This window comes from Neopoerus faecalis, assembly GCF_029218125.1.
GTDB lineage: Bacteria > Bacillota > Clostridia > Oscillospirales > Oscillospiraceae > Oscillibacter > Oscillibacter faecalis_A.
On record NZ_JARFXX010000003.1, the window covers coordinates 219,276 to 245,859 of the forward strand.

Below are 26,584 nucleotides of genomic sequence, written 5' to 3' on the forward strand. Positions count from 1 at the left end.
ATCCCCCCTCACTTCCACAAAAAAGGCGGATAGTCCTCCAAGTCGCCCCGGAGATACCGAGCCAGCAGCAGACTCTGAACGTATGGCACCAGCCCCCAAGCCATTTTTTCTTCTAAGAATGGATGGGTAACGGTTTCTTTCTTCCGCTCCTGCCACCTTTGCAGAAAGGTCCTGCGGGCATCGTCTGTCAGGAACACCGCGCCGCTCTCCCGCACATCGAAATCCGCCGCCTTCACCACCCGGTTATTGATAAGCGTCAGCACAAAGCGGTCGGCAAAGCAGGGCCGCAGCTCCTCCATCAGGTCCAGCGCCAGAGATTCCCGACCGGGGCGGTCTCTATGAAGATAACCCACATAGGCGTCCAGTCCCACGCTTTCTAAAGCAGAAGCACAATCGTGACTTAAAAGGCTGTAGGCAAAGGATAAAAGCGCATTAAAGGGGTCCAGCGGCGGGCGGCGGCTCCGCTCCCGGAAATAGAAAGTCTCTTTTCCCTGCAAAATCATGTTGTCCAGCACACTGAAATAAGCGGCAGCTCCGCTGCCCTCCAGTCCTCGAAGGCTATCCAAATCCGTCTCCGCTGCGATCTGCGGCAGCAACCCCTGTAATTGGGCAGAGACCTCGCCGAAACGGACATTGTCCACCCGGGGCCCATGGTCCCGGCGGGTACGCTCCACGCTCCAGCGGGCGTTATAGACCTTGCCGAAAATCATGTTCCGAGCGATACGGCAGCTTTGGGCCGGGTCATCTGCCGTTCGGTACTGCATTCTGCGGAGCAGGACATTTCCCTGCGCCGGACCGGAGACCCGAGCCAAAAACCGCCCTCTGGGCGTACAGAACGCCAATCCAATCTCCCGCCGAGCACAAGCCCCCATCAGCGCGGGCGACGCGCCGGAATAGGAAAAGGTCACAATGCTTTGCAAAGTGTGGAGCGGATAGCGGGCCACCGCTTCCCCCTCCCGGTTGGCCACCACGTTTTCACCGTCCAACGAAAGGTACACATCCTCAGATGTGACAAAAAGGGTATTGAGCAGTTGTTTCATGGCCCTGCCTCCATTTCCCGGCGCAGATAGTCCGTCACGGACCTGCTGCGCATCAGCTTCGGCAGGCAAAGCTCCTTTAATGAACAGGCATTGCAGCTCTTGGTAGGTTTGACCTTCGGCGTATAGCCTCGGTTGTAGAGATCATGCATTTCAGATGTGAGCGACCGTACCTCCTGCCGCAGCTCCGGCGTAAAAACAACCTCTGTGCGGCGGCGGGGCTCACCGTAATACAAAGCCCCTTTCGGAATCTCGCAGCAGAGCATCTCCTCTAAGCACATGGCCTGACCGCAGAGCTGAAGGGCGTCCATGCTGGTCTCTTTGGGCCGTCCCCGCTTGTATTCCACCGGGTAGGGCTGCCATAAGCCCTTCTTCCCCTTGAGTGGAATTCCGTTCTCACCTCTGTGAAATTCCAGCACATCACAGGCACCGGAAACACCCAATGTCCGGGAAAATATCCGCATATCCCGGGTAATGATGAGATTTCCCCGGCTTTCGGTAAAATCGCCGTTATGGGCGTTTTCGTGGAGAATTGCCCCGTCGGTGGTGCGGAAATTCTCCGCCCATTGGTTCTCAATGTGAATGAGGGCCCACTGCCGGCGGCAGAACTTGAAATGCTGCAAACCGGAGAGCTGGAGGCAGTCCTCCTCCCCATAGATCACCCCATCCGCGTGCAGGTCACGCCATCGGGCAATTCGTCCTCCACAACAGTCACGGTGTAATCCTCATAGCCTCTGGGCGCAGTGACACCCTCCTTGCGGACGGCTTTCACCAAATCAAACAGCTTATGGGCCGGGGCGCAGCCCAGCTCCGTATCGTGCTTAAATACGATCAGCTCCCGAACGGCCATCTTGCCACGGGCAGCGGAGTGGTCATTTTCAAACATATTCAAAATGGCCTCCCACAGCAGCTTCAGATCGTCTTCCGAGAAGCCGGTGGTCTTGCGGGCAAGATTGGCGGAGACATAGCCCTCCACCCGGTAAAGGCCATAGGGGACAATGTATTTCCGCCCCATTTCCGTGCCCTTGTTCTCCGCGTCCGCCTCGGTGGTGATGGCCACGCGGGTAATGGTGATCTCCTGCGGCAGAACGGGGTCCACGCTGCGGGCAAAGCCAAGCTGCACCGGCCCCCGGACCTGACCGCAGTTCAAAGCTCCCTTGACAAAGGTGGTCATCACGGCGCCGAAGGTGCGGATGTCATAGAAGTTGGAGCACATAAAGTCCCGGAGCTTTATATCCAGCTTCTCGTCCTTCTTTTTCGCTTCCTTGAGCTTGTCTGCCTCCACGCCGACATAGGCACAGGCTTCCTTATCACTGGTGTTCAGTGGAACGCCGTCCTTAATGTAAATTCGGTAGCCCGGCTCCCCCTCCTTCGCCATCTCCACGTAATTACGAATCTTGCGCTTGAGGCACACATCCGTCACAAGGCCGTAGCCGGTCTCCGGGTCCACTCGGGGCATATTGCCCGCATCGGGGTCGCCGTTGGGATTGCCGTTCTCCACATCGAAAAATACCACGAATTCATAACGGTTCTTAATGGGCTCAGACATTTTTCTCGTCCTCCTTCTTTGTATAGCGCTTTTGGGTCTGATGATAGTATCCCAGATCAAAGCTCCCCTGTTGGGCCAAGGTCATCCGCATAGGATAGCTCTCCCCCAAAATTCCCTTCAGCGTCATGATCTGCTTATCATAGTAAACGCGCTGTCTCCCGTCCAGCTTCCGCAGATGCTTCTGGCAAAGATTGTTCAGCACCGGGAAAATACCGGCAGGCATCGCCGCCGCGGAGTTGAAATATTTATCCTTGATGGTGGTGTTGATACCGGGATTTGCGGCCTGCTGTACGGCCTCGTAGACCGAGAACAGACGGCCGAGGGTATAAGCGGTATCGGTGCTTGCTTCATTCAGGCTCACAGTCAAAACCTCCTTTGGACAGTCCTTATGTGGATTCTTCAGATAATAAGCCTTAATAATAGCCGCACGGCCCCATGTGATATTCCGTTCTGCCCGGATGCGGAGCATCACGGCCTCCAGCAGGGACGCCGGATAGGGTCCACCGGAAAAAACGGCCCGGGTGGCGGCGCCCGCCATAGCGGGAGAGGGCGATTTATCCCGGGAGTTGAGATTTACAGTCTCCCGCAGCATCGCCCACAGAGGCAGTATGTTTGTTTTCGCGTAGGCCGGACGAACGATCTCCAGCCGCTCATAGTGGGCATTTACATTTTTCATCAACCGACCGAAGCTGTCCCGCAGAAAGAAACGGACGGAAAGCCGGGCTGCGTTGGGTGATAAACCAAGAATGTAAAAGGGCCGGTTCGGGTCGATGCCAAGGTCATCGCAGGGCTTTAATTCCGCCAAGCGCTTGAGGGCCGCCCGGAGATCATCATCCGACAGGCCGGTCTCCGCGCCAAAGCAGGCGGTCCCGAAAAAGCTCTGGTATGCCGGGTCCGCTCCCTCCGCCCAGCAGACCACGGTGGTATCGCCGATGAGCTGTACATTCTTCCTATCCGCCAGCAGATGGTTGAGAGCAGCCGTATAGGCAAAGGCGGCGTATTTTCCCACCGGAGCGTTGAAATTCTGCTCCCGGCCATAGGAGCAGAAGGCCGGGGCATTGAACGATACCAGCGCCGCGCCGCTGGACTGAGCGTTCCGCACCCCCTTGATGGCCGGGTGCGTGGCTGTGATTTCGTCCTCTCGCCCGGTCACAAGGCACTGCATCCGTACTGCGTCCGGGTCGCTGCTCTCCCGGCAGCTCTGCCACGCTGCCCGGATGGCATCATCCTTTTGGGGATAACAGCCATCCACCCGGAACAGCAGATTTGCCCCGGCAGTCACTTCCTCAAATTGTCCGGTCAAAGCAGGATGCTCCGCCGCGTGCTCCGGCTGCCATGTGTCAAAGAATGTCAAAATTGCCCGGGCTATCGGGGAATCCACACCGTCCAGCACCGCATGGTGCTTCTGCGCCGCTGCAGCAAAGCAATCCCGGCTCCGTTCCGGCTTGCCTTTTTGGTCCACACCCAAAAGGTAAGAAGAGTTATCCCAAAGAAAGTTGGCGTCAATTCCGACTGTGCGCTTCACCGCCGCCGGAAGCGAAAATGTTTGGGGCTGCAAAACGGTTTTCTTACCCTTGGTCACTTCTTCCATGGTGGGAATGACCTGTTCCAGATCTCCTGCCCCATTCAGGCACAGGGCATAGCTGATTTTAGCGGGGCTCCAGCCAGGAGCGGCGATCTCTCCCCGGCTCAGCAGGTCCTCATAGTATCGGGTCAGCGCTTGCAAAATCATCCTCTCACCTCCCCGCTATCCGGCAGCGGCACGGTCATCACACCATCCACCAGATTGGCTCGGAAAAACTTTGGCGTGATGTTCTCCGGGTCACTGTAATCCATATCCCACAGCATCCACCCCAAGTCCCGGGTACCCTTCAGCTCCTCAGGACAGGGCGGCAGTTCCGTACAGCGGCGGAAGCGGGCCGGAAATTCCCGGGTGCCGAAATAGGGCATACTGTAGCACTGTCCCCGTTCCAGCCGCCGCTTGATAATGTCCTGGAATTTGCCGTGGTTGTCGCTAAGGGCGGCGTTTCTCGTCATATCGAAATGGGCGTCGATCACGTAATGCACGTCCCGCAGCACCATGGCCGCCCGCTGCTGGATGCTCTCCGGTGCAGCCAGATACAGTTCGCCTGACCCCCGCTCCATCACCGTTTTTACCCTGCGGGCGCTGATGGTGTCCTTTACCTCGTTGCGGCGGATATTGGTAAAGCGGATAGGGGCGCACACATGGATGCGGTCGATCACCCATCTGAGACCGGGATGCCAGTAGATGCTCTCCAGCAGTCCGCGCGCCGCCGAGGGCGTCATCACATCGTAGCTGACGCGTTCCGTTTTCATCTCGGGCCGCGTGAAGCAGGCGTAATCGCCCCAGACCTCCACTTGGATCGCCATCGGATCACTCCTTTCTCTATTTCATCTGCCTTTATCATAAGCCTTGTCCTGCCTATTGTCAAGTTCATAATTATAAATGGTTTATAAAAAGTTAAGAGTGCTACGTGGAGTTTGACAATTATCACGTTCCATGATACAGTGACTTTTGTCACTGCAAGCAGTGTGGATTGAAATATAATCATAAACGGTTTCGATCTCAGGCAGAAGGACGGGTTTCCCGTCCTTCTGCCGTTTTTAGGCAAACTTCGCCTTCCCTGTCTCCGGTTCCAGTGAAAGCCCCATGGTCTCATCGTAAAGATCCATGTCGCTCAAAATAGCACTGTCCGGGTCCAGAGCCGAGACCTCTTTGGCCGTCAGCAGAGCCCCGGCTACATACAATGCCTGAAAGTGCTGCTCATACACGGAAACAGCATAGCGTCCCAGCTTGCGGTAAAGCTCTCTTGTGCCACCTTGGGTCTGAAGCTGATTCAGCAGGGCTTTCCCCTCTTCAAACGGTATATAAACGGTGTAAGTGTTCTGATCGATAAGATGAAATTTTTCTGCCACAGTTCGGAAAGGCAGTCCACAGCCCGCAATACCCTTTTCAAAAGACTCCACCACATGCTGTTTGTCAATAGCGTCTCCGGTCAGGTCCCGGAGACTGCGAAAATAACGGTCCATGGTCTCCGGCGCACCGGGGTCTCGTTCTCCGGCAAGCGCCTCCCGCGCCGCCCCCACCGCCGTGCGGAACAGCAGCGGCGGCAGCTCCGTCCGCTCAAAAACCGATACGATGCTCTCCTCAGCCGGACGCTTCCCTTCCCGGTTGCAGCGTCCCGCCGCCTGCAAAACAGAATCCAGCCCTGCCAGCTCCCGGTACACCGCCGGGAAATCCACATCCACGCCCGCTTCGATCAAAGAGGTGGATACCACCCGGCAGGGCAGCCCCTCCTTCAGTCTCCGCCGTATTTCGTTCAGCAGCGCCTGCCGCTGGGCCGGCACCATCAGCGTGGATAGGTGAATGCTGCCCTCTTTTGGCAGCCGGACAAAAACTGTCTGGGCCGCTTTGCGGCTGTTGACGATACACAAGACCTGCTCCTGCCCGCTGAGCTGCTCCGCCAACGCCTCGTCTGTCAGCGTTCCCGCCTGTCGGAACTTCACCCGACGAAAACGGTCATGCAGCTCCGCCGTTTGCGGGCACAGCTCTGTCACCGGGCAGCTTGGGGCGTAAGTACGCAGCAGATCGTCCAGCGATGGCTGGGTGGCAGTGCACAGCACCACAGTGGAGTGAAACTGCTCTGCCAGAGAAGCCATGGCCGCCACGCAGGGCCGCAAATGCGGCAGAGGAAGCATCTGCGCCTCATCGAAGATGATAACGCTGTTGGCCAGATTATGGAGCTTCCGGCACTTAGAGGACCGGTTGGCATATAGGGATTCAAACAACTGCACCGCTGTTGTCACTACCACCGGCATATCCCAGTTCTCTGTGGCCAACGCCCGGCGCACCTCCTCCGGCGGCGCACCGTCCGAAAGGTCAAAGGATATGTTGGCGTGGTGCTCCAGCACATTGCCCTCCCCTAAAATATCCCGGAATACTTGGGCGTTTTGCTCGATAATAGAGGTATAGGGAATAACATAAATCACTCGCTGCATCCCATGTGCCGCCGCATGGCGTAGAGCAAAGGCCAAAGAGGCCACAGTCTTTCCTCCGCCCGTAGGAACCGTCAGCGTATACACTCCTTTCGGCTTGCTCCCGGCTTCCATACAGGTATTCAAAATTTCGCACCGCAGACGATTCAGCTCCGTTTTCGGATTCCGCCACGGTGCAATATAGGCTTCCAGCCGCGCCAAAAGCGTTCCCATATCATCGTACCCGCCCCGGCCGCGGTCTCCATCCATAAATACCTCGGTATCCAGAAAATCGGCGTCCACCAAGCAGGAATAGAGCATCCGAATCCAAAAAGACGCCTGCAAGTTGCTTTTGACAGGCGGAACAGACCGGGACATCGGCGGAAGTACAACGCCGCTCTCGCCGCACTGCTCCAAATAGTGCTGCTCTGTACCCCGTTTCATCTTGCCGAAGAAGGTGCTGTCCGATGAGGCGTCCATTTTTTGATTGCCAACATCCGGCAGGCCGGTGTGGTGCCCCGCAACGCAAACCGCTGCAAAGAAATTTAACTTGTCACAGCATAGGGCCCCGGCCGTGGCATGGTCTACCTTCGGCCCATCGTGCAGCAAGCGATTCTGAAACCCTTCTGTGCATTTTCCCATGTCATGAGCAAGGCCCGCCAGCTCGCCGTATTCTCCCGCATCAAACACCGCCGCAAACGCTCGGCACAATGAAGCCGTTCCCTTCAGATGCTCCGCAACTGTCTGGTACCGCAAACCGTCATTCGAAACGTGGGCGTAGTATTCCATTTTATCTCCCTTTCTAAAAAGCAAAATCAGCCCCGTATAATACAGGGCTGATCTCTTGGGGCTAAAAACAGCCCTAAACAAAATTCTTATTTTCTTTTTATCGTACAGGAACCTTCACATAAAGTCAATACGATTTATCATTCTTAGCATCATCCAGTTTTTCCAATTCGTCGCCAACCACCCAAACTTTCGGGCTTTTGCCAGGATAATATACTAAAACCACAGTATATTCTTTAGACAGAGCTGTAGGCTTTATTTTACCGGTCCAAAACAACTGGTTTTTCTTCTTATCGATACTACAGTTTCCGCCTTTGTATACCACGCAGAGGGCAACCTTTTGTTGTATTAGGGTTAGCGGTGGGTTTCTATAATATCGTCCTTTATTGAGCGACCTGCTCCTTGCCGACCTCAAAGAACACACGGGAAAATGATGTTCAGACGCTCTTGGCAAATTATCAAATTAATATTATTATAATATTAATTTGATAATTTGGAGGGATAATACATGGCAACTAATCTAATGAACGTATTCAAGAATGTGGATCTTCAAGGAGTTGGAAAAACCGCTGCAAATATTGTTTCTCTTGCGTTTAAGCCAAACAAAAAAACAGGGGCTAAAATTGCACGAGCTGTATTAGATGATGGAACAACTTTAATAAAGACCGTAACTGCTTCTGGAGTTGTTTCCGAAACAATTCATCGACTTCCCGAAATCACCTCAACAGTTCAAAGAAATGAAGTAATCAAAGATCTCTGCAAACAAAAAATTAATCAAGAAACCATTGCAGCAATGCTGGATATTTCGCAATCCACCGTTTCAAATGTTTTGCGCAAGAAATAATACTCTTGACTAAATAAAAAAGGGCTCTGCTGGCTTTCTTTTACAGAAAGTCAGCAGAGCCTTTTTCGCTCTCAATATAAGATTGGATGCGACAGCAAACCTGCAAACCATTCGCTCGCCAAAACAAGAACGAACAAAACGGCTTTGGTATCTGCTATCATTTTGCTATCAAACAGGAAATGAGGTTGTCAAAAAGTGAGTGTTTTCAAGGCTTTTCAGCCCATCATATTCACTTTCTTCTCATTCCCACTCGATGGTTGCGGGGGGTTTGGAGGTGATATCGTAGACAATGCGGTTGATATGGGGCACCTCATTGACAATGCGGACGGAGACCCGGTCCAGCACCTCATAGGGGATACGGGTCCAGTCGGCGGTCATGAAGTCCGTGGTGGTGACGCTGCGGAGGGCCAGCGTATAGTCATACGTCCGGCCATCGCCCTGAACGCCCACGGAGCGCATATTGGTCAGCACCGCGAAATACTGGTTCATGGTGCCCTCCAGATGGGCCTTGGCGATCTCGTCCCGGAAAATAAAGTCCGCAAGGCGCAGCGTATCCAGCTTTTCCTTGGTGATCTCGCCGATGACGCGGATGGCAAGTCCCGGACCGGGGAACGGCTGGCGCATGACCAGATACTCCGGCAGGCCCAGCTCCCGGCCAAGCTGCCGCACCTCATCTTTAAAGAGCATCCGCAGCGGCTCGATGATTTCCTTGAAATCCACATAATCCGGCAGACCGCCCACATTGTGATGGCTCTTGATGACAGCAGCATCACCGGTACCGGACTCAATAACATCGGGATAAATAGTGCCCTGCACCAAATAGTCCACCTGCCCGATCTTCTTGGCCTCCGCCTCAAAGACCCGGATAAACTCCTCGCCGATGATCTTGCGCTTGCGCTCCGGCTCGCTGACGCCAGCCAGCTTGCTCAAAAACAGCTCCTCCGCGTTGGCGCGGACGAAGTTGATGTCCCATTTTTTAAAGGCTTCCTCTACCTCATCGCCCTCGTTGAGCCGCATGAGGCCGTGGTCCACGAACACACAGGTGAGCTGACTGCCGACAGCCTCAGCCACCAGCGCCGCCGCTACAGAGGAATCCACGCCGCCGGACAGAGCCAGCAGCACCTTGCCATCGCCCACCTTTTCCCGAATCTGGCGGATGGCAATATCCTTGTAATCGCCCATGGTCCACTCGCCCTTGGCGCCGCAGACTTCATAGAGGAAGTTGCGAATCATATCCGTGCCGTGCTGGGTATGGTTGACCTCCGGGTGGAACTGGACGCCGTAAAAGCCACGGCTTTCATCGCAGATAGCCACATTGGGGCAGGCCTCGGAATGGGCCACCAGAGAAAAGCCCTCCGGCACCTTTTCCATATAGTCGCCGTGGCTCATCCACGTAATGCTCTCGGCAGGCAGACCACGGAACAGCTTGCAGTCCGTGTTGAAATACGTCTCCGTCTTGCCGTACTCCCGGGCGGAATCCTCCGTGGCCGCCACAACGCGGCCGCCCAGATTGTGGGCCAAGAGCTGGCAGCCGTAGCAAATGCCGAGGATGGGAATCCCCAGCTTGAAAATCTCCGGGTCCGCCTGCGGGGACGCGGGATCATACACGCTGTTGGGACCGCCGGTAAAGATAATGCCGATGGGGTTCAGCGCCTTGATTTCCTCAAGGGATGTGGTATAGGGCTTGACCTCGCAGTATACGCTGCATTCCCGGACGCGGCGGGCAATGAGCTGGTTATACTGGCCGCCGAAATCCAGAACAAGAATCATTTGTGAAGCCATAGGGACCTCCTGTTTTCAAATGTTAAAAAGAGGATACCACACTTTTTCGCGTTTTTCAATGCCTCAATGCAGCTTCTATGAATCCTTTGAACAGCGGATGGGGATAATTGGGCCGGGACTTGAACTCCGGGTGGTACTGTACGCCCACGTAGAAGGGCCGGTCCGTCAGCTCCACCGTCTCCACCAGCCGCCCGTCCGGGGACAGGCCGGAGAGCGTCAGCCCTGCGGAGGTCAATGTCTCCCGATAGGCGTTGTTGAACTCATAGCGATGCCGGTGGCGCTCCGTGATCTCCGCCTTTCCGTAGCAGCGCTCCATGGTTGTTCCGCTCTGGATCTCACAGGGGTAGGCCCCCAGCCGCAGCGTGCCGCCCTTGTCGATCTCATCGCTCTGGCCGGGCACGAAGTCGATGACCTTGTTCTTGCAGATCTCGTTGAACTCGCCGGAGTCCGCATCGGCAATCCCGGCCACATGGCGGGCATACTCGATGACAGCGACCTGCATACCAAGGCAGATACCAAAATAAGGTACACCATGCTCCCGGGCATACTGTGCCGCCAAAATCATACCGTTAATGCCCCGCTGGCCGAAGCCGCCGGGGACAATGATACCGTCCAGTCCGCCCAGAATATCCGCCGCGTTTGCCTCAGTGATGGTCTCCGAATCGATCCACTGAATCGTGACCTCCGCACCCAGTGCGTAGCCAGCGTGGCGCAGTGCCTCCGCCACAGAGAGGTAGGCATCGTGAAGCTGGACATATTTTCCCACAAGACCGATGGTTACGTGCTTGTCCGCACTCTTGATGCGCTCCACCATCTGCTCCCATTCCGTCAGCTCCGGCGCAGGGGCCTCCAGCCCCAGTTCCCGGCAGACCACAGAGGAGAAATTGGATTTTTCCAGCATCAGCGGCGCTTCGTACAGGCACGGCAGCGTGATATTTTCAATGACGCAGTCGGGCTTTACGTTGCAGAACAGGGCGATCTTCTGGAAAATAGAGGGCTCCAGCGGCTCATCACAGCGCAGCACGATGAGATTGGGGTTAATGCCCATGCCCTGCAGCTCCTTGACGGAATGCTGGGTGGGCTTGGATTTATGCTCATCGGAGCCCCGCAGGAACGGCACCAGCGTCACATGGATAAAGAGGCTGTTCTCCCGGCCCACCTCCAGAGAGATCTGCCGGACGGCCTCCAGAAAGGGCTGGGACTCAATATCGCCGATGGTGCCGCCGATCTCGGTGATGACCACGTCGGCGTCCGTTTGTTTACCCACCCGATAGACAAATTCCTTGATCTCATTGGTGATGTGGGGAATCACCTGCACGGTGGAACCCAGATACTCCCCCCGGCGCTCCTTGTTCAGAACGTTCCAGTACACCTTGCCGGTGGTGAGGTTGGAGTATTTGTTCAAATCCTCATCAATGAAGCGCTCATAGTGTCCCAAGTCCAGATCGGTCTCGGCGCCGTCTTCAGTGACATAGACCTCTCCGTGCTGATACGGGCTCATGGTGCCGGGGTCCACGTTGATATAGGGGTCCAGCTTTTGTGCCGCGACTTTCAGTCCCCGGGCCTTCAGCAGCCGGCCCAAAGACGCGGCAGTAATGCCCTTGCCAAGACCGGACACCACGCCGCCGGTAACGAAAATATACTTTGTCATGTGTGCTCCCTCCGAATTTTCCGCGATTTATATAAAATATTCATTGCTCACTGATAGATGGATAAAATCTGCTCCGCCACGGCCCGCCGGGTCACGCAGCGGTCCATGGCCTGCTTTTCGATATAGCGGTGAGCCTCCTGCTCTGTCATTTTCAGCTCCTCGATCAGCAGCCACTTTGCCCGGTTCACCAATCGAATCTCCTCCATTTTCTCCTGCAGCGTCACCGCTTTTTTCTCCATGCCCCGCAGTCGCTCTCGAGTAATGCATAGAAGCCGCAGCGTTTGGGCAAACAGCTGCGCGGAGGTGGGCTTGGCCAGCGTCAGCACACCGTGGGCCGACACCTGCGCCTCAATATCCGGACAGTGCTCCGCCTTTACAAGCAGCAGCACACCGGCGCTGCTGCTCTCACAGGCGTCCAGCGCCAGCCGGGTGCCAAACTCGTCTGGCAGCGGCGTGTTGATGAGCACTAAATCGTAGCTGTTCTCCGCCAGCGCCCGCCGGGCCGCCGCCGTGTCATGCAGGACCGTCACCGGGCCGTAGCGCCCCTCCGGCAGCAGCGTCCGCAGCGTTTCAACAAATTTGAGAGAGGCGGACACCGCCAGAACGCTGTAGCGGCGCTCCAGTTCCATGAACGGTCCCCTCCTCTCTCCTTGCAGACTCCGACAGAGCAGTCCTGTCGGAGCGGATTTAGTTTACATAATATTCCAAAACACTTTCCGGCAGGTTTTCTTTGATAAAATCACTGTCTGCCGCTGCGGCCTTAGCCGCTGCCAGTGTTTCCGGCAGAAGCGCGTAACGCCTGCGAACCTCCTCCGGCACCGTGAACAGGTTCAGGTCCGCTGCCGGGGGAAGCTGTGCCTCGCGGGCGATGCCCTCCATTCCGGCGCGAATCAGCAGTGCAAAGGCAAGATAGGGATTGCACAGCGCATCCGGGGACCGAAGCTCCGCCCGCCGGTACTCCCCCTCCGCCGCCGGGACCCGAATGAGCTGGGAACGATTCTCCGCAGACCACGAAATGTAGCGGGGCGCCTTGCAGCTCCCGAACCGGCGATAGGATTCCTCCTTGGGGTTCAAAAACAGCGTCATATCCGAAATTCGCGCCAGAATCCCGGCAATAGCCGCCGGCAGCACATCCCGGCCATCGGCGGCAGTTACGGAAAAGTTGATGTGCAGACCGTTTCCAGGACGGTCTGCCAGCGGCTTCGGGCCGAAATCTGCCCAGAGGCCATTCCGGGCCGCCGCCGTATCCACCACGGTGCGGAACGTCACAGCATTGTCTGCCGCCGTGACGGGATCAGAATAGCGGAAGTCGATCTCATTCTGCCCCGGTCCCTCCTCATGGTGGGAGCTTTCGGGGCGGATTCCCATCTGCTCCAGCGTCAGGCAGACCTCTCGCCGGATATTTTCACCCTTATCCGCCGGGGCAATATCCATATAGCCCGCCTCATCATAGGGAATCTTTGTGGGCTCTCCGTTTTCATCCCGGCAGAACAGGTAAAATTCCATTTCCGTGCCGAAGGTAAAGGTCAAACCCGCCGCCTCCGCGTCCGCCACGGCCCTTTTCAAAAGACTACGGGCGTCCGCCTCGATCTCCGTACCGTCCGGCCGGGTCACGGCGCAGAACATCCGCACCACCCTGCCATGCTCCGGCCGCCAAGGCAAAACGCACAGCGTAGATGGGTCCGGGTACAGCAGCAGATCGGAGTGGACCTCCCCGCCGAAGCCCGGAATAGCGGAACCGTCAATGGCGATGCCATACCGGAATGCCCGATCCAGCTCGCCGGGCATGATGGCGATATTTTTCTGACGTCCCTCCACATCGCAGAAGGCCATGCGGATAAACTTAACGTCCTCCTCCGCCGCGTACTGGCGAATCTCCTCCGGGGTATACTGCATACCGCACCTCCAAATGCTTTTTAAATGCTCAGTTGGCCGCGTACATCTGCCGATAGGGGTTGCCGGTGTCCGGCGTCGCCACGGTGAACGGCCCTTGCAGCAGCGCCACCGCATCCCCACCGAACAGGGCACACCAGCGCTCTACCAGCGGGCGGAGCAGCGCCAGTTCCTCCTCCGATGCCGGGTGAGGCGTCACCTGAGGGGGAAATCTGAGCGCCGAGACGTCGCCCCGGAAAATCACCCGCCCGCCGTGCTGCCCGGTGCAGGGAAAATATCCGGCAATGGGCTTTCCGTCTGTGTGCAGGCCCAGCACCAAAATGGTGCCGCCGGCCTGATACTCCCCCAGAAAGCTGCCGGTCCTGCCGCCGATGACAATGACCGGCTGCTGCTCCCGGTACGCCTTCATGTGAATGCCTACCCGGTACCCGGCGTTGCCCTGTACATAAATTTCGCCGCCGCGCATAGCGTAGCCCGCCGTATCACCCACGCTGCCGCGGATGATGATGGAGCCGCTGTTCATGGTATCTCCCACAGCGTCCTGCGCGTTGCCGTGAACGGTAATGCACCCACCGCCCAAATAGGCGCCGAGGGCATTTCCGGGAACCCCGTCGATCTCCACGCTCCGTCCGCTCATGCCCGCGCCGATAAAGCGCTGCCCCATGCAGCCGCGGATGCGGCAGACAGGCCCTGCGGCCCGAATCGCTTCATTCAGGGCCTTATGATCCAGCCCTTTTGCTTCAATGTCCATGTTATAGCACCCTCCCGGCGGATTTACAAGATTTGAAACGCAGAAAAAACAAAATCCGCCGCAATTATTCGCCGGCGTGAAACACGCCCAAAATCGAAAGCTCCTTTTCCGTCAGGCCCACGCCGCGCAGCATCAGGCGGTTGCCCCGGAAGGCCTCGATGGAATTGATGCCCATGCCGCCCATCATTTCCATGATCTCATGCCGCCACGCGGTCATAAGATTGATCAGCCGGGCCGCGCCCTCCTCCGGGTCCAGACGCTTTGTCAGCTCCGGCCGCTGGGTGGCAATGCCCCACGCGCATTTTCCGCTCTGGCAGGTGCGGCACAGGTGGCAGCCCAGCGCCAGCAGCGCGGCCGTACCGATATAGCAGGCATCGGCTCCCAGCGCCACGGCCTTCACCACATCGGCGGCGGAGCGAATGCTGCCGCCAGCGATAAGGGAGACCTGATTACGGATGCCCTCCTCCCGGAGCCGCTGGTCCACCGCCGCCAGCGCCAACTCCACAGGAATGCCCACATTGTCCCGGATTCTCGTGGGTGCCGCGCCGGTGCCGCCCCGGCAGCCGTCAATGGCAATGATGTCCGCGCCGCCTCTTGCAATACCGCTGGCAATGGCCGCGATGTTATGGACCGCTGCCACCTTGACAATGATGGGCTTTTTATATTCTGTAGCTTCCTTCAATGAGTAAATGAGCTGCCGCAGGTCCTCAATGGAGTAAATGTCATGGTGCGGCGCGGGGGAAATGGCGTCCACACCCTCGGGAATCATGCGGGTGCGGGACACATCGCCCACGATCTTCGCACCCGGCAGATGGCCGCCGATGCCGGGCTTGGCCCCCTGCCCCATTTTGATCTCAATGGCCGCGCCGGCGTTCAGATAATCCTCATGGACGCCGAACCGGCCGGAGGCCACCTGTACGATGGTGTGCGCGCCGTAGCGGTACAGGTCCTCATGCAGTCCGCCCTCGCCGGTATTGCAGCAGATACCCAGCGCCTCCGCCGCCCGGGCAAGGCTCAGGTGGGCCGGAAAGCTGATGGCGCCGTAGCTCATGGCGGCAAACATCACCGGCATGGAAAGCTCGATCTGGGGCGTCAGCTCCGGGATAAGCCGCCCGGCATCGTCCCGCCGGAGCCGCTCCGGCTTTTTTCCAAGGAACACCCGTGTCTCCATAGGCTCCCGCAGCGGGTCGATGGGCGGGTTCGTGACCTGAGAGGCATTGATGAGCAGCCGGTCCCAGTAAACCGGCAGCGTGCCGGGATTCCCCATAGAGGACAGCAGCACACCGCCAGTGGCCGCCTGCTTCCATATCTCCTGAACGGTATTCTGGCTCCAGTTTCCGTTTTCCCGGAGCGCACAGTCATTTTTCCGAATTTTCAGCGCGTGAGTGGGGCAGAACGCCACGCACCGCTGGCAGTCCACGCACCGGTCCTCCTCCGCCAGCAGGACGCCCCGCTTTTCATCGAAGCTGTGAACGCCGTTTGGACACTGCTCAATGCACAGCCTGCAGCTAACACAGCGCTGCGGGTCACGAATGACCTCAAAGGCCGCCGGTACATAAAAGCCCTTCATCAGTACATTCCCTCCTTTACCCGCACGATCACAGGCTCGCCGCCCATAGGCGCCCAGACGTTTTCCGCCTCCGGCTCCATGGTGCGAATTGCGGCCTCCTCACTGGCGATGAACACCCGGTCATCTTTTTCCGCCACTACCATGCTCCGCAGCTTCAGCCGGTCATTGAGAGCCATCAGTCCGCCGTTGAAGCCGAGGATAATGGAAAACGGCCCCGTCAGCAGCAGAGAGGGAAACACCTTGCGGAGATACGCCAGCCGCTCCGCCTCCTCCGGCGGCTTAGCGGCAATGGTACTCCAAAATGGTGCGGCCATGACACAGGCCGCTTCTTCTAAGGTCAAGCCCTGCCGCCGCAGCAGATAGTCCGCGATATAGGTCATAACCTCCGTATCCGTCTGAAGCGTACAGCGATAGCCGAACATCTCCACACAACGGCGGTTCGCGTCATAGGAGGATATTTCGCCGTTGTGGACCACCGTCCAGTCCAGCAGCCCGAAGGGATGCGCGCCGCCCCACCAGCCGGGGGTGTTGGTGGGATAGCGCCCGTGAGCGGTCCAGGAATAGGCGGCGTATTCCTCCAGCCGGTAGAACCGGCCCACATCCTCCGGATAGCCCACCGCCTTGAATGCACCCATATTCTTTCCGCTGGAAAAAACATACGCGCCGTGCAGCTCCACATTGATCCGCGTCACCGTTCGGGCCACGTATTCCGCCTCGTCCAGTTGTAGCCTTGACAGTACGGAGCGCAGCGGCGTAAGGAAATACCGCCAGATCAGCGGCACATCCGTGATCTCAGGTATCTGCCGGATGGGGATATGCTCCGCCTTGACGATCTCAAAGCCCTCTTTCAGCAGCGCCTCGCAGGTCTTGCGGGTATCCCGGGTATCAAAAAAGATGTGGAACGCATAAAAATCCCGGTACTCCGGGTAAATGCCATAGGCGGCAAAGCCGCCGCCAAGGCCGTTTGAGCGGTCATGCATCGGGCGCATACTCTCCACGATTTTCTCTCCGCTCATACGGTGGCCCTCCCGGGAAATCACCGCCGAGATCGCACACCCGGAGGGAATCCGCACCTGTCCCTCTTTCCTCATACCGTTTTTCCTTCCTTCCGTAAAGCAGCGCAAAAAAGGCGTCCATTTCCGGCAGGAGACGAAGCTCCCGCTGAAAATGAACGCCATTGCTCATTCGCTATTCAATGAAGTTGATGATACCATGTGTATACATGGTTGTCAATCGTCTTTCTGCCAAAAACAGTGCAAAAGAGAGGGCTTCCGCCCTCTCTTTTGCCGAATATGCTCCTTAAACCGTTCCGGTGATGACCAGAACGCTGCTGCCGGGCGTAACGCTCCAGACGCCGGTGACCGGGTCCTGCGTATAGGTTGCCGCCGGGACGGTGATCTGCCCCACGGCGGAAACAAATTCGCCGGTGGTCTCGCTGTAGGTGTATTCCGTTCCGGCACTCCACGCCGTACCGTTGTAGGTCACGGTGATGTTTTTAAGAATGGGCTTGAACACATCCCGCAGCGTCACATCGTCCGCAGCGGTGACTGCGGTGTTGCCCCGGTTCTGAATGGTGAACGTATAGGTCAGTTGACCGTTTTCCGCCACCACGGTGGGAGAAAGGCTCTTGCAGACGGAAAGCCTGCTGCCGCTGGCCACGCCCACAGTCTCCTGCGCCGTAACGGCCTCGGCAAGTCCGCCGCCGGTCACGGTGACTGTATTGGTGACGGTGCTCTCCGCCGCCATAGGCGTATAGCGGGTCACGGCGGTCTCATAGACCACCAGCGCACTGCCGCCAGCAGGCACGGTGACGCCGGTAACCGTCATGGGCGGTCCGGCCACCACAGCCGGCATATCCTGCAATACACCGTTCTGGAAATACCGCAGACTGCCCTCTACATAAGCCAGCGGATACAGAGTTGTGCCGCCGAAGGCGTAGCCGCCCAGATCATCCGTCAGCGTCAGGCCGGTGAGGGCCACCGTGCCGCTGTTGGAAAGACTGATAACATAGGTGACTCTGCCGCCCAGCTCATAGCTTTTATTCACCGCTGTTTTTACAACCGTCAGCACCTCCCGCAGCTCGCCGGTGACGATGTTGGAATCCACTGTGCCGCCGGTATACGTGAGGGTCGCCATATTCTGAAAGGATGCTGCCATAAACATACCTCCTTGAAGTCGCGCAGATCGCGCACCCGCGCCCTTCATCCTATGCTTTCGGTGTCCCCGATGCGCCTGTCGGTTCAGTATTTTCGCGGCATGAAGCAAAAATATCCCCGGCGTCTGCGGACGCCGGGGGTGTCGAGCCCGTTTATCAATCGTTTTTGAAGCAGGCGGCGGCAACTACGCCGGGGCCTGTATGGGTGCCGATGACGCTGCACAGCAGCGTGGAGGGCAGCGTATCCCCGCGGCCCTGCCAGATCTCCCGGCTGTCTGCCCGATATTTTTCCAAATTGGACGCATCCGTACCGCTGTAGCCCAGCAGAATCGGCAGGTCAAAGTTGATGCCGCCATCGCTGAGGAGCTTTTCCGTCAGCAGCGCCATGCCCTGCTTGGCGCCCCGGGCCTTGCCTACTACCAGCACCTCTCCGTCCTCCACGGTGATGAGGGGCTTGATATTCAAAAGCCCGCCCGCAAAGGCCACTGTTTTAGATATGCGTCCGCCCCGCTTCAGGTACTCCAGCGTGTCCAGCAGCGCAAACAGGCGCACATCCTCCCGCTTCTTTTCCAGCAGGGCCGCAAGCGCCCCCGCCTCCATGCCCTGCTCCGCGCAGCGCAGCGCGTATTCCGCCAGAATGCCGGAGCCGATAGCGGCAGTGCGGCTGTCCACCACGTAGATATTCTCGTAGTCCTCCGCCGCGATGCAGGCGCTCTGGTACGTGCCGGAAAATTGGGAGGCAAGGGTGATGACCACGGCGCTGTCCCCGGCCCGGGTCACCTCATCAAACACCGACTGAAACGCAGCGGGGGTGGCCTGACTGGTAGTGGGCAGCGCGCCGCCCTCCGCCAGCCGCCGGTAAAAATCCTGTTTATTCAGCGTTACGCCATCAATAAAGGACTCCTCGCCAAAGTGCACAGTCAGGGGCACTACGCGGCAGGCGCTCCGGCTGTGCTCCGGCATATCCACCGTGGAATCGACAATGATCTGAACCTTCATATTCTCTTTCTCCTTTATGTATCCGGCAGGGAATCACGCTCCGCCGCCCCGTTTTTCAATTTTTCCGCGATCTCGTCCAAATGGTCGCTGATAACCGCCATAGCGCCGTACATGATCTGCCGCTCCCGATTGCTGAGTCCCCGGCTGGCAGCCTCCACCACCCGCTCGATTTTTTCATTCAGCACGCGGCAGACCGCCGCGCCCTTTTCCGTCAACCCCAGCGGACTGCGGTAACGCCTGCTGCCCTCCGCACAGGTCACATAGCCGTTTTTCTCCAGATAGTCCAGAGAGCGGGAGACTGCGGCCTTATCCTCCTCGCACCGCTCGCACAGCTCGGACGCGGTGAGCCCGCCGCACTGTGAAAGATAATAAAGGCAGGATACATGAGGGCCCTTCAGCCCGAACTCCGCCATTTCCTCCGATTTGATTTTTCGGATGCTGCGGCTGAGCTTACTCACCAGCAGCGTAAAGGTCTCAAAGCGCTCCAAGACCGGGCTCCCTCCTGTTGTAGTCATAAATGCCTGCATAGTATGGCACGGTATTGTTGATTTGTCAACAAGTTTATTTTTTATGCGCCGTTGCACGAAAATGTGCAACAAACGGCAGTTGGGAGGCGGTAGTAAAACGACAACGCGGTCTCTTGCCTTTTGGTGTGGAAAACCGTATAATATGTCGGAATGACAATAAAACAGGAGATGGCCTATGTACCGGGATCTGACCCACGGCAGCATTACCAAGGGTTTGCTGCTTTTCGCCCTGCCTATGATTGCGGGGAATCTTTTACAGCAGCTCTATAATATCGCCGACACGCTGATCGTAGGGCAGGCGTTGGGACGCAACGCACTGGCGGCAGTCGGCTCCGCCTACACGCTCATGGTCTTTCTGACCTCTATCTTTTTAGGGCTGTCCATGGGCGCGGGCGCACTGTTTTCCATCTGCCTCGGCCGCGGAGACAAAAAGGCGCTCCGGGCCGCCGTGGCCCACGCCTTTGCCCTCATCGGCGCCGTGACGCTGGTGCTGAATCTGAGCGTCTATCTGCTGGCCGATCCCATTCTCCGCTTTTTGCAGATACCGCACGAGCTGTACAGCTCCATGCGGGACTATCTGCTGATTATTTTCGGCGGACTGGCCGCCACATTTCTTTATAATTTCTTCGCCTGTTTGCTGCGGGCGGTGGGAAACTCCGTGGTGCCCTTGTGGTTCCTCGGCATCTCCGCTCTGCTGAATATCGGGCTGGACCTGCTGTTCGTGCCGGTGCTGCACTTCGGCGTGGCCGGAGCGGCAGCGGCCACGGTCATCGCGCAGTATGTTTCCGGCGGCGGACTGACCCTGTACACGATCCTGCGCTGCCGGGAGCTGCTGCCCCGGCGGGAGGACCTGCATTTCAACGGCCGCATCCTCCGTGAGCTTGCGGATTTGTCGCTTTTGACCTGCGCCCAGCAGTCCGCGATGAATTTCGGCATCTTGCTGGTACAGCGTTTGGTGGACAGCTTCGGCCCCGTTATCATGGCCGCCTTTGCGGCGGCGGTGAAAATCGATTCCTTCGCCTACCTCCCTGTTCAGGACTTCGGCAACGCCTTTTCTACTTTCGCCGCGCAGAATTACGGTGCCGGACAGACGGAGCGGCTGCGGCAGGGCTTCCGCACAGCCACAGCGGTCAGCGCCGCTTTCTCCTGCGCCATCTCGGCGATGGTGGTGCTGTTTGCCCGGCCGCTGATGCGGATTTTCGTGCAGGCCGGAGAGACGGAAGTGCTGGCGGCAGGCGTGCGCTACCTGAGAATCGAAGGTGCGTTTTATGCCGGTATCGGCTGCCTGTTCCTGCTCTATGGCTTTTACCGGGCGGTGCAGCGCCCCGGCATGAGTGTTGTCCTGACGGTGATCTCCCTTGGGACCCGCGTGGCGCTGGCCTACGCGCTGGCGGGACCGGTGGGCGAAGCCGGCATCTGGGCGGCAATTCCCATTGGCTGGTTCCTTGCCGATTTTGTGGGCTACGGCTATTATTTTCTGCGGCGGCAGCGTCTCCTTTCGCCCGCGCCGTCGGGGAAAACGGACTGAATTTTGAAAAATTTGGAAAAAATAAATCGGCGGACGAAAATTTTTCAAAAAAAGCGGAACCTTTTTTCAAATCCGTCCGTCTATTCTCACGTACCGCCGATGATGGCGGCGCATACAAACTATGATTACAAGGAGATTCAACTATGAAAAGAGCTTTGTCTCTGGCGCTGGCTTTTGTGCTGGCCCTGACCCTCACCGCCTGCGGCAAAAAGGACACCGGCACCGACAGCGATTCCAACGTCCCCACCGATGCCCTGACGCTGCTGAACACCGTTTGGGACAGCTACACGGATGACGAAAAGTTCCCCGCCGCAGGCGGCGACTATGAGCATTCCGTGGACGGTGCCCCCGGTGCTTTCGACATTTCCGACACGGATAACCTCACGTATCTTCTGAGCGTTCCCGCCGAGGATGCCGACAAGCTGGACGATGCCGCCTCCCTCATGCACATGATGAACGCCAACACCTTCACCTGCGGCGCGCTCCGCGCGGCCAACGCCGACGAGGTAGAGGGGCTTGCACAGGATATGCGGGACGCCATTCAGTCCAAGCAGTGGATGTGCGGCTTCCCCGATAAGCTGGTGGTATTCACCTATGACCGCTACGTGGTGGCGCTTTACGGCAATGAGGACCTTGTGAACACGTTCCGGGATAAGCTCGCCGCTGCCTACGGCAACGCCGTTGTGGCCTATGATGAGGCCATTATCTAACCCTCTGCCCACTGCAGCGCCCGCGCCCTCCCGCGCGGGCGCTGTTAAATTCAAACAGGAGTCATCCGTATGCTGTTTTCCAGTATTCCCTTTCTTTATACGTTCCTCCCCTGCGTGCTGATCGTTTACTTTTTATCGCCTGACCGGCTGAAAAACACCGTTTTGCTGCTGGCAAGCCTGCTGTTCTACGCATGGGGCGAGCCGAGGTTCGTGGTGTTCATGGTCATCGCCATCGTGCAGGGCTATGTATTCGGCCTGCTGGCGGAAAAGTATCGGTCGGAACGGAAGCGGGCGCGGCTGTGCGTCTGGGGCTCCGCCGTCATCGGCCTCGGTCTGCTTGGCTATTGCAAATACACCGATTTTTTTCTTTCCGGCTTCAACCGTCTCACCGGGCTGTCCGTGCCGCTGCTCCATGTGGCGCTGCCCATCGGCATCAGCTTCTATACGTTTCAGATTCTCAGTTATGTCATTGATGTTTACCGTGGGACCGCCGCAGCCCAGCGGAGCTTCATCGACCTTGCGGCCTATGTGGCCATGTTCCCCCAGCTCATTGCCGGGCCTATCGTCCGCTACACCGATATCGCCCCCCAACTGAAGCAGCGGGTGCATACGGTGGAGGACGCTGCCCTTGGCGCACGGCGGTTTATTCTGGGCCTTGCCAAAAAGGTGCTACTGGCCAATGTGCTCTACGAGCTGATCTCCGCCTACAAGGCGGGAACGGAAACCTCCGTGCTGTTTGTCTGGCTCTATGCTGCCGGGTTCGTGCTGCACCTCTATTTTGATTTTTCCGGGTACAGCGATATGGCCATCGGCCTTGGGCGCATTTTCGGCTTCCGCTTTCCGGAAAATTTCAACTATCCCTATATCTCCGCCAGCGTGACGGAGTTCTGGCGGCGGTGGCATATAAGTCTTGGCAGCTGGTTCCGGGATTACGTATATATCCCCCTTGGGGGTAACCGGGTATCCCGCCGGAAGCAGCTGCGCAACATTTTAGTGGTCTGGCTGCTGACGGGGCTGTGGCACGGCGCCGCATGGACATTTGTTCTGTGGGGACTGCTGTTTGCAGTGCTGCTGACCATGGAAAAGCTGTGGTACGGCCGTGCGCTGACTAAAACCCATGTCATCAAGCACGCCTATGTCCTGCTGGTGATTGCGGTGAGCTTTGTGCTCTTTGACGCAGACAGCGTACTCGGTGCCATATCCACCATCGCCGCGCTGTTCGGGCTGGGCGGTCTGCCGCTGACAGACCCCTTGAGCATTTACTATCTCTGGAGCTATGCCGGGGTATTCCTCATTGCCATCTTAGGAGCCACGCCGCTGCCCGCCATCATTGTCCGGCAGCTTGCCCGGGGACGCATCACCGGGCGGGTAGTCTCCGCATTGGAGCCGGTGGTACTGCTGGCTCTGCTGGCGATTTGTACCGGGTATCTGGTGGACGGTTCCTTCAATCCCTTTTTGTATTTCCGCTTTTGAGGAGGCACCATGAAAAATGCGAAGAACATCATCACCCTGACGCTTTTGGGTACCTTCGTCCTTGGACTTAGCGGCTGGGCGGCGGTAAAGCCGCCTGATGCACTGTCTGTCAGCGAGAGGCGCCCTCTCGCCCAAAGACCGGAGATGACTGCGGCAGGCGTGCTCTCCGGGCGGTTCATGTCCGACTACGAAAGCTATGCCGTTGACCAGTTTCCCCTGCGGGAGCAGTTCCGCACCCTGAAGGCCCTGACGAGCCTTTACGGCTACGGTCAGAAGGACAACAACGGCGTTTATCTTGCCGGCGGCTACGCCGCCAAACTGGATTACCCGCTGAAGGAGGCATCTTTGACACATGCGGCGGAGCGGTTCCGCTATCTCTATGAAACGCTGATGGCCGGAACGGACACGCACGTATATTTTTCTGTAATTCCCGACAAGAATCATTTTCTGGCGGAGGCCAACGGCTATCCCGCCTATGATGAACAGGCGCTGGCAGAAAAGCTGGCCGGTGAGTTGGAATTTGCGGACTATATCGACCTGTTCGGCAGTCTGAGCCTTGACAATTACTACCGCACGGATTCCCACTGGCGGCAGGAAACGCTGCTACCCGCCGCCCATACGTTAGCAGAGGCCATGGGGGCTGTGCTGTCGGAGGACGATTACCGGCCCCAAACGCTGGAGCGGCCCTATTACGGCGTGTACTACGGCTACGCCGCGCTGCCGATGGAGCCGGATCAAATCACCTATCTCACATCCGATACGCTGGAGGCGTGCAGTGTTTATAATTACGAGTCCGACAAAAACGGTTCCGTATATGACTTGGAAAAGGGCGTGGGAAAGGACCCCTACGAGCTGTTCCTCTCCGGCTCCGTGTCCCTGCTAACCGTGGAAAATCCCCATGCAGAAACGGACCGGGAGCTGGTAATCTTCCGGGACTCCTTTGCAAGCTCCCTTGCCCCGCTGCTCGTTTCCGGCTACGCCCGGGTGACGCTGGCGGATATCCGTTATCTGCCGGCCAGCCAGATAGGAAAATACCTGACGTTTGATAACCAAGATGTGCTGTTCCTCTACAGCGCGTCCGTGCTGAACAACAGCGAAACGCTGAAATAATAAAAAGCGTCTGCCGGTGGGCGGGCGCTTTTTCCTGTTTTTCTGCCCGGTTCGGGCCTAATGGCGTTTTTACTCTTGTACTTTTGTGAAAAGTCATATATAATAATAGCCTGATAACTATGCCCGGAGGGAGGCTTCCCCGGGCCCACGGAAAGGAAGGTTATCCAATTATGTTGAAATTCCATTCGGAACATGGGGAGATCACCGTCTCCAGCGCTGTTTTTTCCAACATCACCGGCATGGCCGCCACCAACTGCTTCGGCGTGAAGGGCATGGCCTACCGCTCTATGACGGACGGTCTTGTGCACCTGCTGCGGCGGGAGGCCATGAGCAAGGGCGTCAACGTGATCTACCACGAGGATGAGTCCATCACCATTGAGCTTCACATCATTGTGGAAAACGGCGTGAATATCCCGGCTGTATGCCGCTCCATCATGAACGAGGTTCGCTATGTGGTCAATAAGAACACCGGCGCGGAGGTCCGCTCCGTGGATGTATTCGTGGATTCCATGATCCTGTGAGGAGGGCTTCAGAGAAATGTATCAGGAAATTACCGGCGCGCTGTTCAAGCAGATGATTCTGCACGGCGCCGCCGCCATCACGGCCCAGAAGCAGGCCATCAACGATTTGAATGTGTTCCCCGTCCCGGACGGTGACACCGGCACCAATATGTCCATGACCATCGCCGCCGCCGCGGACGCGCTGCGGAAGACCTCCCCCACCTCTGTGGGACAGGCGTCCTCTGTCACGGCCTCCGCTTTGCTGCAGGGCGCCCGGGGTAACTCCGGCGTGATTCTCTCCCTGCTGTTCCGCGGACTTTCCAAGTCCCTCAAGGGCATGGAGACCGCCGATGCCGCCGCCTTCGCCGCCGCAATGCAGGAGGGTGTGGGGGCAGCCTACAAGGCTGTTATGAAGCCCGCCGAGGGCACGGTGCTGACTGTATCCCGTCTTGCCGCCAAGCGTGCGGTGGACACCGCCGCAGAGTGTGCGGACATTGAAGAAGTGCTTGCCGCCGCCATTACGGAGGGCTATGACGCGCTATCTCAAACCACAGATATGAATCCGGTTCTGAAAAAGGCCGGTGTGGTGGACGCCGGCGGCAAGGGCTATCTGCTGATTCTGGAGGGTATGCTGGCAGAGCTCCGTGGCGAGCCCATGCCGGAGCTGAGCGAGGCGGAGGATACCCACAAGGAAAAGGCCGACTTTAACATGATGGCGCAGGAGGAGATCACCTTCACCTTTGATACCGTATATGTGGTGCGGAAGGCCCGGGAGGACATCGACCTCATGCCCCTGCGGGCCTATCTCAGCAGCATCGGCGACAGTCTGGTCATCGGTGAGGATGATGAGACCTTCAAGGTCCATGTCCACACCGATATTCCCGGCGCGGCACTGACAGAATCCCAGAAATACGGCACGCTGGAGCTGGCAAAAATCGAAAATATGCGTTCTCAGGCCGATGCGCTGGCGGCAGGCCGCGAGGCTCAGTCCACCGATGACCTTGAGGCCATCGAGGAGGAGCTGGAGAGCGGGGAGCACGGCCATCAGGCAGCGGCTCCTGAAAAGGCTGTGGGCTTTTTAGCCATCTGCGCCGGTGACGGTCTGGCTGCCGTTTTCCGCGACCTTGGCTGTGACGCCGTTGTTTCCGGCGGACAGACCATGAATCCCTCCACGGAGAGCATTTTGGCCGGAATCGATCAGGTCCCCGCCGAGACCGTGTTCGTACTGCCCAACAACAGCAATATCATCATGGCCGCTCAGCAGTGTCAAGGACTGACGGAAAAGAAGGTGGTGGTCATCCCCAGCAAGACCGTGCCCCAGGGCATCACCGCCATGATGGGCGTAGACCCCGAGGGCAGTGTGGAAACCATCACCGCCGCCATGACGGAGGCGCTGTCCACCGTCACCACCTCTCAGATCACCTATGCAGCCCGCAATTCTGACTTTGACGGTTTTGAAATTCACGAGGGCGATTATCTGGCGCTGAAGGAGGGCAAGCTGTTCGGCACCGACTCGCAACTGGACGCTCTGCTGGAAAAGCTGGCGGAGGAGGGCAAGAACGCCTCCTTCATCGCTCTGTATTACGGCGAGGATGTGTCCGAGGCGGACGCACAGGCCGCAGGCGCTAAATTTCAGGCAATCTGTCCCGATGCGGAGATCAGCGTGCTCTCTGGCGGACAACCGGTCTATTACTACATTATCTCGTTTGAATGAGCTATCTTC

General features: G+C 57.7%; 24 protein-coding genes. 7 read left to right on the forward strand and 17 right to left on the reverse strand.

What is annotated here, in order from left to right:
• Positions 1–8 precede the first annotated feature (8 nt).
• The 7 genes from cas1c to PY311_RS12775 all read right to left on the reverse strand — a co-directional run bounded on the left by cas1c (position 9) and on the right by PY311_RS12775 (position 7,792).
• Positions 9–1,040 carry a type I-C CRISPR-associated endonuclease Cas1c gene (gene cas1c / locus PY311_RS05330; RefSeq protein ID WP_286147640.1) on the reverse strand — a complete coding sequence of 344 codons (1,032 nt, stop codon included), beginning with the start codon at positions 1,038–1,040 and terminating at the stop codon, positions 9–11.
• A complete protein-coding gene (gene cas4, locus PY311_RS05335; RefSeq protein WP_286147641.1) occupies positions 1,037–1,699 on the reverse strand; it encodes a CRISPR-associated protein Cas4 in 663 nt (220 codons plus the stop codon). Before cas4 ends, cas1c begins: the two co-directional genes overlap by 4 nt.
• On the reverse strand, positions 1,696–2,586 hold the full coding sequence (gene cas7c, locus PY311_RS05340; protein ID WP_286147642.1) for a type I-C CRISPR-associated protein Cas7/Csd2: 891 nt from the start codon (positions 2,584–2,586) through the stop codon (positions 1,696–1,698). Before cas7c ends, cas4 begins: the two co-directional genes overlap by 4 nt.
• Positions 2,579–4,318: a type I-C CRISPR-associated protein Cas8c/Csd1 gene (gene cas8c, locus PY311_RS05345; RefSeq protein ID WP_286147643.1), complete on the reverse strand. Its 1,740-nt coding sequence runs from the start codon at positions 4,316–4,318 to the stop codon at positions 2,579–2,581. Before cas8c ends, cas7c begins: the two co-directional genes overlap by 8 nt.
• Complete coding sequence (gene cas5c, locus PY311_RS05350; RefSeq protein ID WP_286147644.1) at positions 4,315–4,977, reverse strand: type I-C CRISPR-associated protein Cas5c; 663 nt, start codon at positions 4,975–4,977, stop codon at positions 4,315–4,317. Before cas5c ends, cas8c begins: the two co-directional genes overlap by 4 nt.
• A gap of 234 nt (positions 4,978–5,211) precedes the next feature.
• On the reverse strand, positions 5,212–7,371 hold the full coding sequence (cas3, locus tag PY311_RS05355; RefSeq protein WP_286147646.1) for a CRISPR-associated helicase Cas3': 2,160 nt from the start codon (positions 7,369–7,371) through the stop codon (positions 5,212–5,214).
• Between the two features lie 124 nt (positions 7,372–7,495).
• Positions 7,496–7,792, reverse strand: a complete 297-nt coding sequence (locus PY311_RS12775; protein ID WP_491066565.1) for a type II CBASS E2 protein — start codon at positions 7,790–7,792, stop codon at positions 7,496–7,498.
• An 84-nt stretch (positions 7,793–7,876) separates the two neighbouring features.
• On the opposite strand from PY311_RS12775, the gene PY311_RS05360 reads away from it, so the two are divergent.
• Positions 7,877–8,212: a hypothetical protein gene (locus PY311_RS05360; RefSeq protein WP_286147648.1), complete on the forward strand. Its 336-nt coding sequence runs from the start codon at positions 7,877–7,879 to the stop codon at positions 8,210–8,212.
• Between the two features lie 240 nt (positions 8,213–8,452).
• On the opposite strand, the gene guaA is transcribed toward PY311_RS05360, so the two are convergent.
• From guaA to PY311_RS05410, 10 genes are all read right to left on the reverse strand, one after another.
• Positions 8,453–9,994: a glutamine-hydrolyzing GMP synthase gene (guaA, locus tag PY311_RS05365; protein ID WP_286147649.1), complete on the reverse strand. Its 1,542-nt coding sequence runs from the start codon at positions 9,992–9,994 to the stop codon at positions 8,453–8,455.
• A gap of 55 nt (positions 9,995–10,049) precedes the next feature.
• Entirely contained in the window at positions 10,050–11,645 is a 1,596-nt protein-coding gene (gene pyrG / locus PY311_RS05370) for a CTP synthase (RefSeq protein WP_286147651.1), read from the reverse strand.
• Between the two features lie 47 nt (positions 11,646–11,692).
• Positions 11,693–12,274 (reverse strand): ANTAR domain-containing response regulator, encoded by a 582-nt coding sequence (locus tag PY311_RS05375; protein WP_286147653.1) that lies wholly within the window; start codon positions 12,272–12,274, stop codon positions 11,693–11,695.
• A 58-nt stretch (positions 12,275–12,332) separates the two neighbouring features.
• The gene (locus PY311_RS05380; protein ID WP_286147654.1) at positions 12,333–13,541 is read right to left on the reverse strand and encodes a glutamine synthetase family protein; all 1,209 of its coding nucleotides are present in this window, start codon (positions 13,539–13,541) and stop codon (positions 12,333–12,335) included.
• 28 nt (positions 13,542–13,569) lie between these two features.
• Positions 13,570–14,289, reverse strand: coding sequence for a GltB/FmdC/FwdC-like GXGXG domain-containing protein (locus PY311_RS05385; protein WP_286147655.1), 720 nt, complete (start codon positions 14,287–14,289; stop codon positions 13,570–13,572).
• Positions 14,290–14,353: 64 nt separating this feature from the next.
• The gene (locus PY311_RS05390) at positions 14,354–15,859 is read right to left on the reverse strand and encodes a glutamate synthase-related protein (RefSeq protein ID WP_286147656.1); all 1,506 of its coding nucleotides are present in this window, start codon (positions 15,857–15,859) and stop codon (positions 14,354–14,356) included.
• Positions 15,859–16,950 (reverse strand): class II glutamine amidotransferase, encoded by a 1,092-nt coding sequence (locus tag PY311_RS05395; protein ID WP_286147657.1) that lies wholly within the window; start codon positions 16,948–16,950, stop codon positions 15,859–15,861. Before PY311_RS05395 ends, PY311_RS05390 begins: the two co-directional genes overlap by 1 nt.
• Before the next feature lie 208 nt (positions 16,951–17,158).
• Positions 17,159–18,016 (reverse strand): hypothetical protein, encoded by an 858-nt coding sequence (locus tag PY311_RS05400; protein WP_286147658.1) that lies wholly within the window; start codon positions 18,014–18,016, stop codon positions 17,159–17,161.
• Between the two features lie 154 nt (positions 18,017–18,170).
• Positions 18,171–19,013 carry a DegV family protein gene (locus PY311_RS05405; RefSeq protein WP_286147659.1) on the reverse strand — a complete coding sequence of 281 codons (843 nt, stop codon included), beginning with the start codon at positions 19,011–19,013 and terminating at the stop codon, positions 18,171–18,173.
• A 14-nt stretch (positions 19,014–19,027) separates the two neighbouring features.
• Positions 19,028–19,501 (reverse strand): MarR family winged helix-turn-helix transcriptional regulator, encoded by a 474-nt coding sequence (locus tag PY311_RS05410; protein WP_286147660.1) that lies wholly within the window; start codon positions 19,499–19,501, stop codon positions 19,028–19,030.
• A 214-nt stretch (positions 19,502–19,715) separates the two neighbouring features.
• Here PY311_RS05410 and PY311_RS05415 point away from each other — a divergent pair, with 214 nt between their 5' ends.
• From PY311_RS05415 to PY311_RS05440, 6 genes are all read left to right on the forward strand, one after another.
• Complete coding sequence (locus PY311_RS05415) at positions 19,716–21,068, forward strand: MATE family efflux transporter (protein ID WP_286147661.1); 1,353 nt, start codon at positions 19,716–19,718, stop codon at positions 21,066–21,068.
• 143 nt (positions 21,069–21,211) lie between these two features.
• Entirely contained in the window at positions 21,212–21,778 is a 567-nt protein-coding gene (locus tag PY311_RS05420) for a bacteriocin transport accessory protein (RefSeq protein WP_286147662.1), read from the forward strand.
• Between the two features lie 69 nt (positions 21,779–21,847).
• Complete coding sequence (locus PY311_RS05425) at positions 21,848–23,251, forward strand: MBOAT family O-acyltransferase (RefSeq protein ID WP_286147663.1); 1,404 nt, start codon at positions 21,848–21,850, stop codon at positions 23,249–23,251.
• A gap of 9 nt (positions 23,252–23,260) precedes the next feature.
• Positions 23,261–24,361, forward strand: coding sequence for an alginate O-acetyltransferase AlgX-related protein (locus tag PY311_RS05430; protein ID WP_286147664.1), 1,101 nt, complete (start codon positions 23,261–23,263; stop codon positions 24,359–24,361).
• A 170-nt stretch (positions 24,362–24,531) separates the two neighbouring features.
• Positions 24,532–24,882 (forward strand): Asp23/Gls24 family envelope stress response protein, encoded by a 351-nt coding sequence (locus tag PY311_RS05435; RefSeq protein WP_286147665.1) that lies wholly within the window; start codon positions 24,532–24,534, stop codon positions 24,880–24,882.
• 16 nt (positions 24,883–24,898) lie between these two features.
• Positions 24,899–26,575 (forward strand): DAK2 domain-containing protein, encoded by a 1,677-nt coding sequence (locus PY311_RS05440; RefSeq protein WP_286147666.1) that lies wholly within the window; start codon positions 24,899–24,901, stop codon positions 26,573–26,575.
• The last annotated feature ends 9 nt before the right edge of the window (positions 26,576–26,584 follow it).